General features: G+C 40.5%; 3 protein-coding genes and 1 pseudogene. 3 read left to right on the top strand and 1 reads right to left on the bottom strand.

Annotation, left to right across the window (positions count from 1 at the left end):
- The first annotated feature begins 281 nt into the window (after positions 1 to 281).
- The 3 genes from H1P_RS02215 to H1P_RS02225 all read left to right on the top strand — a co-directional run bounded on the left by H1P_RS02215 (position 282) and on the right by H1P_RS02225 (position 7682).
- Complete coding sequence (locus H1P_RS02215) at positions 282 to 2333, top strand: NHLP bacteriocin system secretion protein (protein ID WP_144863715.1); 2052 nt, start codon at positions 282 to 284, stop codon at positions 2331 to 2333.
- A complete protein-coding gene (locus tag H1P_RS02220) occupies positions 2320 to 4578 on the top strand; it encodes an NHLP family bacteriocin export ABC transporter peptidase/permease/ATPase subunit (RefSeq protein ID WP_144863717.1) in 2259 nt (752 codons plus the stop codon). Before H1P_RS02215 ends, H1P_RS02220 begins: the two co-directional genes overlap by 14 nt.
- Positions 4579 to 4763: 185 nt before the next feature.
- Entirely contained in the window at positions 4764 to 7682 is a 2919-nt protein-coding gene (locus H1P_RS02225) for an NHLP bacteriocin export ABC transporter permease/ATPase subunit (RefSeq protein WP_144863719.1), read from the top strand.
- 176 nt (positions 7683 to 7858) lie between these two features.
- Here the strand turns inward: H1P_RS02225 and H1P_RS35640 are convergent.
- Positions 7859 to 9081, bottom strand: a pseudogene (locus H1P_RS35640) (S-layer family protein); the annotation flags it as partial.

The raw sequence follows: 9081 nt of genomic DNA on the forward strand, positions 1-9081 counted from the left end.
TTAATCAGCCAATTTTTTTCATGGTTTAGATCTATTTGACTTTATATAGTTATTGCAAGTTGGTAATCTAAGTCAGCTTATTGGATGTGATTCACAATCTATAAGTAATAAATGTCTTTCAATTATTCATACAAACATAAGACATTTACGATAATTAATCTGAACTCTTTGGAAAATCGTGATTAAAATTTAATTTCTGGAGAGGTCTATTGATTACTGTTTTATTTCTCATTAATAAACTAACAAACTGATAGCTAAGTAAAATTAGGTTGAATTTTAAAGTGAATAATAACCAGATTGAAGCAAATAATAATTATATTGAACTTACTCCACAGAATCACAAAACTATACAAGATTCTAATATCTTATATGATTCTAATCCTAAGATAAATTTGCCGAACATTCAGGTTTTGATTGTTGACGATCAAAACTCTGTTTGTCAACGTCTACAAATGTTACTTGAGCCAGAAGAAGGGTTAGAAGTAGTGGGGATAGCTACCAATGGTGCTGTGGCAATCAACCTCATTGAATCTTTGCAGCCAGATATCATCTTACTAGATGTAGAAATACCTGTGATGGATGGGTTTGAAACTATAGAGATTATAGTTAAAAGATTTCCTGATTGCAAAATTCTAGTTTTGAGTTCTTCGGACAGCAAAAAGGATATCAAAAGAGCCTTAAAAGCTGGAGCGCGGGGTTATTTACTCAAAAGTACTGCCATCGAAGCGATCGCAGATTCGATTCGTTCGGCTGGCAAAAGACACTTTCAACTTAGTCCAGGATTATTTACGGGGATTTTCTTGCCTAAATTGAATGAGGAAGCTGAAGAAAATAGTGAAGCGACTGCATCAGCAACGTCGAAAACATCTAAGCAAAAAAATAGTTCTTCTTCTAAGAAAGAAAATAAACTGTTTCGGCAAGCATCCTTAGAGCGTTTATCTTCTCCCGAACGTTTAGATCAATTAATGCAGGTGGTCAATCCTAAAAGCTGGATTCCTCTGGCTACATTAGGTGTCTTAGGGGTGTCAGCTTTAACTTGGAGTATTTTTGGACGTATTCCCGTTACGGTTGAAGGAGCAGGGGTGCTAGTTTATCCTAGTACTGTAGTTCCTATACAGACTAAAAGTTCGGGACAGTTAATAGATTTAAAAGTTAAAAATGGCGATCTAGTGGAAAAAGGAGATGTCATAGCTACATTCGATAATAGCGATCGCCAGGAAGAATTAGAATTAGCCTTGGCTAAATTAGCTCAACTAGAACAGCAAAAATCCGAGGCGGATGCAGTCCAAAATAAACGGAAAAAGCAAGATTTACAGTCGATTGTAGAACAACGCCAAACATTAGAGCAAAGACTCCAAATTTTAGTAGATTTGACTCCTACCCTCAAAGATAAGGGAGTATCAGCAATTCAACGTCAACGCCAAAACTTGCAGCAGCGTCAGGCAACCTTAGAAGGTTTAAGGTCTACTTACAAACAACGATTTGAAACTCGGCAAATGCTATTTGATAGGGGTGCAATCTCTGAAGATAATTTACTCGAAGCTAGACAACAATACTCCGATAACATCAGTAGCATTGATGAAGTAGAAGCTCAATTAAAAGATCTCGATGTTAAGGAAGCCGAAGCCCTTCAGCAATATCTTTCCAATCTGAATGAGGTAAAAAATGTCCAGGCTCAAATTCAAGAATTAGACAGTAAAAAAGCTAATTTAGCTCAACAAGACTGGGAAAATTCCACCACTCGCACCAAAGAAATTCAAGAGGTCGATCGAGAAATTGCTACAATCCAGCAACAAATCAAAAGTGAAAGTCAGATTGTCAGCCAACATTCAGGCAAAATTCTCGAACTCACTGTCAATCAGGGACAAGTGGTGGAAGCGGGAACTCGCCTAGCTAGTGTAGACACTGATAACCAAGAGGGCAAACTGGTAGGGGTGACTTATTTTCCCGTAAAAGATGGTAAAAAAGTTCAGCCTGGCATGGAAGTGCAAATCACACCTCAAACCATTAAACGGGAAAGGTTTGGTGGCATTATCGGGACTGTCACTAAAGTTTCTTCATTCCCCATTACTACCGAAGCTGCTGCCAATGTCGTGGGTAATCCTCAAATAATCGCAGGTTTAGTCTCGGAAACCGAACCAGTAGTAATCCAAATATCAGCTAAATTAACATCAGATCCTGAGACTTTTAGTGGTTATGAGTGGTCTTCTTCTTCAGGGCCACAACTGAAAATGTCTTCGGGAACAACCACCTCTGCCAGAGTCAAAATAGAAGAAAGAGCACCTATTTCTTTTGTCTTTCCAATTTTGAGGTCTATCAGTGGTATCTACTAGTATTTCCCCACCAAAACTCCTCGATCTTTGGCAGTATCTCCAAAAATTGCGGCCCAAACCCAGCCAGCGAGTCAAAACACCCACAGTTTTACAAATGGAGGCAGTGGAATGTGGTGCAGCAGCTTTAGGAATCATCCTTGGTTATTATGGTCGTATTGTACCGTTGCCAGAACTACGACAAGAATGTGGAGTTTCCCGCGATGGTAGTAAAGCCTCTAATGTTCTTAAAGCAGGGAGAAGATATGGACTAGAAGCCAAAGGTTTGAAAAAAGGCTTAGAAAAACTGCAAGAGCTAGCCCCACCCTACATTGTGTTTTGGCAGTTTAATCATTTTTTGGTAGTAGAAGGATTTAGCGAACAACGAGTTTATCTTAACGATCCTGCCAGTGGTCCTAGAAGCGTATCCTGGTCAGAGTTTGATGAAGGATACACTGGGGTAGTTCTGGTCATGCAACCAGGGACTGAGTTTAGTAAAGGTGGTAAAAAGCCGAATGTTATCGTTTCTTTGCGATCGCGATTACAATCTGTAGTAGGTGCTTTAGCTTACTGCATGGCAGCAGGATTTTTTCTGACCCTAGTTAAGTTATTAATTCCTGTCTTTAGTCAAATATTTGTCGATGAAATTTTAGTCCAGGGAAGAATACAGTGGTTGCGTCCTTTACTGCTAGCGATGGCAATTACCGCAATTTTTCAAGGAACACTAACTTTGCTGCAATTACGCTATCTGCGTCGATTGCAAATTAAGCTTTCTGTAGCAATGTCTGGCGGTTTTCTCTGGCATATTCTCCGTTTACCCATTGGATTTTATGCTCAAAGATTTGCAGGGGAAATCAGCGATCGCACTCGTTTAAATAACCAAGTAGCAGAAGTTCTTTCTGGACAACTAGCAACCACCATTATTGACACAGCAATGATCGTCTTTTTTGCGGTCGTGATGTTTCAGTATGATGAAGTACTGACGACAATGGTTATTAGTTTTGCTGCGATTAATATTTTGACTCTGCGTTGGATATATCGTCAGCGAGTAGATGCCAACCAAAAACTCATGCAAGATTATGGTAAGGCAGCAGGAGCATCAATTGCGGGACTGCAATATATAGAAACCCTCAAGGCATCAGGAGTAGAATCAGACTTTTTCTCTAAATGGTCTGGTTACTATGCTAAAGCTCTTAACTCCCAGCAAGAATTGGGAGTAGCTAATCAGTTTCTCTCAGGCTTACCTGTATTATTAACGGCTCTTTCCTCGGCTCTACTCTTAGTTGTTGGAGGTTGGCGAGTCATCGAAGGACACCTCAGTATTGGGATGCTGGTGGCTTTTCAGGCAATAGTTAGGAGTTTTCAAGAACCTGTCAACAATTTGGTCAACTTTGCAGGAACGCTACAAGAACTAGAAGGTAATCTAATTCGTTTGGATGATGTTCTCAATAATCCCACTGACTCTACCACTAATAATAAAGAAAAACTTTTTTTAACTCCCCAAGCAGATAATAGCCAGATAATTCCTACTACATCAGCTCGTTTAAAAGGATATATCGAATTAAATAATCTTAGCTTTGGTTATAGTCGTCTCGATCCTCCCTTAATTGAAAACTTATCTCTTTCAGTCAAGCCAGGACAGCGAATTGCTTTTGTCGGGGGCAGTGGTTCTGGTAAATCTACTGTCGCCAAATTGGTAGCGGGACTCTACGAGCCTTGGTCGGGAGAAATTCGCTTTGACGATCGACTCAGACAAAAAATTCCCCATCAAATCTTAACTAGCTCAATCGCCATGGTAGAACAAGATATATTTCTGTTTACAGGGACAGTCAGAGATAACCTGGCTCTCTGGGATGCCACCATCGCCGATAAAAATTTAAGACGAGCTTGCCAAGATGCTGCCATTGAAGATGTAGTTAACTCTTTCTCAGGAGCTTATAACGCCCAGTTGCAAGAAGGGGGAGGCAATTTAAGTGGTGGTCAACGACAAAGATTAGAAATTGCCCGTGCTTTAGTTAATAATCCTTCGATTCTGATCATGGATGAAGCTACTAGTGCTTTGGATGCAGAAACCGAAAAAATTATCGATGGTAATTTGCGACGACGAGGTTGTACTTGCCTAATTGTTGCCCATCGCCTGAGTACGATCCGTGACTGCGATGAAATTATTGTTTTAGAAAGAGGCAAAGTAGTCCAAAGAGGCACTCACGAAGAACTATGGCAACAAGAAGGAGTATATGCACAGCTAATCAAGAGTGGAGAAGGATAAATAAGGGATGAAGGATGTCTATCACGGATACCGCTTTGCGACACGTCCTAAAGGATACCGCTCCGCATAAAGTTAGTCCTTTAGGGCATAAGGGATGAAGGATGAGGAATAAGGAATAAATCAATTTTTTTCCCAGTTCCCAATCTCACAGTATTGGTTATCAATTTGGTTTAGGTATTTCAATAATGGTTAGTTTAGAGAATCAAGCACAATTTCCCGAAAAACTACATAATCTTAACAGCAATCAACCAATTCTGCTCAACGATCCCCAGACAGTTTGGCTCATTGAGTCTGGTTCTGTTTCCTTATTTGCTGTCACAGTAAGCGACGGCATGACAGAAGAAAATCGTCGTTATCTATTTAATTGTGAAGCGGGAGAAGCTCTTTTTGGTACTATTGCCCATCCTAATTTGATTGACTATCAAATGTTGGCAATTCCCATGGGAAAAGTGACTTTGCTAAAGTTAGACCGAGAATCTCTCGGACAATTGCTGACCAATCAAGACTTTAATTTGGCAATTTTAATAGATGGATGGTTAAAGCATTTTGATACCAACCTTTTTGGTTCGACCGTTCCCAATATTCAAGTAAAAGCAGCAGGAAAAGAAAACTTTTCTCTCAATCAAGGTCAAACCCTACAACCAAACCTAGATACTGTTGTCTGGCTTAAAGTTCGAGAGGGACTGGTGCGGTTACTAGGAATTAAAGAATTAATTATCACCGAGCAAATTAAAATTTTACCCATTCCTGACGATCTTTGGATAGAAGCAAGTTGCGATACTCAATTAACTACAGAAATTACCAGTTCCTTGTCCGATGTAGATGCTTTACTAGAAGGAATATCTTTATTCCATCGACACTTTCTCTTTTGTAATCGACTGATTCAAAAACAAGAGCAGAATGAAGAGTTACAAAGACTAGCAAATCTAGATAATCTCAATCAACAAGTTACAGCAGAAGCTTTAGGGGAGCTAGCATCTCCTTTGGTGTCTCAAGAAGATAATTTGATTACAGGAGATACACCTTTATTAGTAGCTGCGGGGGCAGTAGGAAGAGCATTGGGCATGAAAATTAATCCTCCTGCCCAATCAGAAGATACTAAAAGGCTCGAAGATCCTTTACAAGCCGTTGCTAGAGCTTCTCGCTTGCGAACCAGACAAGTTTTATTACGAGATAATTGGTGGGAGCAAGATTGTGGTCCTTTGATCGGCTATATTCATTCAGAAGCCAACAAACAACCAGTGGCATTACTGCCCAAGGATTCTAGTAGCTACGAACTCTTAGATCCCAAGACTCGCATTCGTATTTTAGTTGATGGCGATCGCGCCAAGCAAGTCGAGCCAGTGGCTCAAATGTTTTATCGTTCCTTTGCTGATCGAGCTCTTTCTGTTTTCGATATTCTTAAGTTCGCCCTCAAAGGCAGAGCAAGAGACATCTTAATTATTATTTTTACTAGTATTGCGGTGACTTTACTGGGGATGCTCACCCCTCAAGCTACGGCGGTTATGATTGATAGTTCCGTTCCCGACAGCGATCGCTTTTCTTTAGTTCAAATTGGCTTGGGATTGGTTATCGCTGCTTTTGCCACCGCCCTATTTCGTTTAGCTCAAGGATTTGCTCTGTTAAGAATCGAAACTACTTCTGATGCCTCGACTCAATCAGCGATGTGGGATCGGCTGCTTAATTTACCAGTCTCTTTTTTCCGTAAATACACCACAGGGGATCTTTTATCTCGTACTAACTCCATCAGTCAAATCCGACGACAACTAGGCAGTACCATCTTAATTAAATTAGTTACTAGTATTTTTGCTCTACTCAATCTAGGACTGCTCTTATTCTATAGTGTACCCTTATCATTTATTGCGATTGGTACGGCGATCGTTATTATTATTGTCACTGTCTTGTCTGGGGTAATTTTAGTACGTAAAGTTAGACCCTTGCTGGAAATCGAAGGTAATATTTTTGGGCAAGTTGTCCAATTAATTAACGGTATCTCCAAGCTACGGGTTGCTGGAGCAGAAGAAAGAGCTTTTGCTTTCTGGAGTAAAGATTATAGTAAGCAAATTAAACTCGAACTCAGTACTCAACTGATTGAAGATATTGTTGCTATATTCAATACCGTAATGCCCATACTGACTTCTGGTATTCTCTTCTGGTTTACAGTCCATTTACTCAACCAGGCAGAGACGACAGGTAAACCAGGATTAACTGTGGGAACTTTTTTGGCTTTTAATAGTGCTTTTGGTACTTTTATCGGTGGCTCAACAGAAGTAAGCAATATAGTTACAGACATATTGCAGGTTACTCCTCAGTGGCAGCGAGCGCAGCCCATTGTTCAAACCCTACCCGAAGTCGAACTCAGCAAGGCAGATCCAGGCAAACTGATCGGCAGAATTAGCCTAGAGCGGGTATCTTTTCGCTACAGTCCTGACATTCCTTTAACCCTAGAGAATGTTAGTATCAAAGCCGAACCTGGAGATTTTATTGCCTTGGTTGGTGGCTCTGGCAGTGGTAAGTCAACTATTTTTCGCCTCTTACTAGGATTTGAAACTCCTGAAGATGGCAGTATTTATTATGACGGGCAAGATTTATCAGGACTCGATGTAAGTGCTGTACGCCGACAGCTAGGCGTGGTTTTACAGAATGGTGCAATCATGTCTGGTTCAATTTTCGATAATCTGTCGGGGGGAGGCATTATTACTCTAGATGAGGCTTGGCAAGCATCTCGTATGGCTGGTTTTGACCATGATATTAATGCTATGCCCATGGGGATGCACACAGTCATTAGTGAGGGGGGAGGTAATCTTTCGGGAGGACAGCGACAGCGACTCCTAATTGCCAAAGCGTTGGTCTTAAAACCTCGTATCTTACTATTCGATGAAGCCACCAGTGCTTTAGATAACCGCACCCAAGCGATTGTCAGTGAGAATTTAGACCAATTGCAAGTAACCAGAGTTGTAATTGCTCATAGGCTGAGTACAATTCGCAATGCAGATCGCATCTATGTACTAGAAACAGGCAGAGTAGTGCAGCAGGGAAGCTTTGATGAATTGGCTGCTCAAGAAGGGATATTTTCTAATTTGATGAAAAGACAAGTAGCTTAGAGATCATTTAAAACGGAACTTTCCACATACAAATGAACCAAAACACACTCAACTGCAACAAAAAGCCTTAGATTTACTTGATGTTTCCCTGATTTATACCCAGTAAACAACTAACTCAACAGGTCTGTGTTTCCCACACATCATAGGTCGCGCTGTTTTGTCATAATGGGAGGATGTCACTTAGCTTGACAATTTGATGATTGTTGAGCCAACTCACTCTTTGTAACAGGAGCATGGTTAGCCACGAGTACAACATTCCCTTGGTCATTAACTATCCAACTATCAGCTTCAACTATCGGTTCAGAGTTTTCGTCCTCGGCTCTTAATAATCTTTCATCAGAGCTAGAAGCAGAATTCAAACTATCTTCTTCTCCCACCCGCCAATCTTCTAGACCAAAATCCCCATTAAGATTAGCTTCAGGAGAATCGGGCAAACCACCACGTCCAGTAACTAAAAATTCACTTTGATTACCATCGCTATTTGGTTCACAGATTTGAGCAACCTCAGTCTCCACTGGTACGGTTGGTATATTTAACGAATCTTGACTGGGATCGACTTCCAAAATTTCGATTTCTACTGTCCCTGACAAACCAAATTCAGAACTAGCATCAATATCATTAGTTTGGTTCTCTGGCGTAGAGTTTCTTTCTTCCAGTCCAAAAATTCCCTGAGTAGAAATTTCAATATTGCCACCATTGCCTTGTTCGGCACTAGCAAGAATATCATTGCCATTGCCATTACCATTGCTGGGATAAGCAATAATAAATTCACTGTTGATGGAGACATTTCCACCATCAGCATTTCCTAATGCTTGAGCGGATATCAGACTGTTATTTCGCAAAGTAAGCTCTTCTGCGACTTGCAAATTAATAATGCCACTGACTCCATTTGATGATTGTGATTGAGTCTCCGCATTAATTGCGGATTCATTTAAATCAATTGAATTAGCTTCAATGTTGATGTTTCCTGGTTGACCTGTACCTTCAGCTTCTGTCTCTATCCTATTTGTGCTATCAAAAAAACTTGATTCAATTCTGCCTCCATTCTCCATGGTTAGTTGGTTGGTAAAAATCCTCACATCCCCTGAATCCCCTTGACCTAAAGTATTAGTGGAAATTAATCCCCCATTGCTTAGAGTCAAATTATCAGTAGCGATGCTCACACCTCCAGCATTTCCCACTCCAGTTGGATTAACTTGAGAAAAAGCACTACTGGGAAAATTATGGGAATTTCTGCCACTGAAAGTAACATCTTGGGCGGAAATATCGATTAAACCAGCATCACCTTGACCAAATGTACTAGCATCAATGTATCCCCCACCAGTGACAATCAGGTTATCAGTATCAATCGTCACACCCTCGGCATTTCCCACTGCTCCTTGATTAACCCGACTACTAA

The sequence above is a fragment of the Hyella patelloides LEGE 07179 genome, assembly GCF_900659865.1.
GTDB lineage: Bacteria > Cyanobacteriota > Cyanobacteriia > Cyanobacteriales > Xenococcaceae > Hyella > Hyella patelloides.